A 538-nucleotide genomic window follows, 5' to 3' on the forward strand; every position below is an offset into this window, starting at 1 on the left:
CGGAGAAGTACCAGCTCACCCCCCGCGACTGGGCCCGCGCCACCCGCGAGGGCACCACCATCGCCCCCCTCATCACCCGCCTCAACACCATCCGGCGCGAGAACCCGGCCCTGCGCCAGTTGCGCGATCTGCACTTCCACCCCACGGACAAGGACGAGGTGATCGCCTACTCGAAGCGGCAGGGATCGAACACGGTTCTGGTGGTCGTGAACCTCGACCCCCGCCACACCCAGGAGGCCACCGTCTCGTTGGACATGCCGCAGCTCGGCCTGGACTGGCACGAGTCGGTGCCGGTCCGCGACGAGCTGACCGGCGAGACCTACCACTGGGGCAGGGCCAACTATGTGCGCCTGGAGCCGGGCCGTACGCCCGCGCACGTCTGCACGGTTCTGCGACCGTCCCACCCGCAGATCGGAGGGTCACCCATCACATGATCGTCAACGAGCCCGTGCCGGACACCTTCGAGGACACCCCCGCCAAGGACCGCGACCCGGACTGGTTCAAACGAGCCGTCTTCTACGAGGTCCTCGTCCGCTCC

The 538-nt window shown here is 68.4% G+C and carries 1 pseudogene; it reads left to right on the forward strand.

The annotated features are described in order from the left end of the window. Nucleotides 1–434 (forward strand): annotated as a pseudogene (locus IE94_RS0134420) (alpha-1,4-glucan--maltose-1-phosphate maltosyltransferase); the annotation flags it as partial. Between the last annotated feature and the right edge of the window lie 104 nt (nucleotides 435–538).

The sequence above is a fragment of the Streptomyces violaceorubidus genome, assembly GCF_000717995.1.
GTDB lineage: Bacteria > Actinomycetota > Actinomycetes > Streptomycetales > Streptomycetaceae > Streptomyces > Streptomyces violaceorubidus.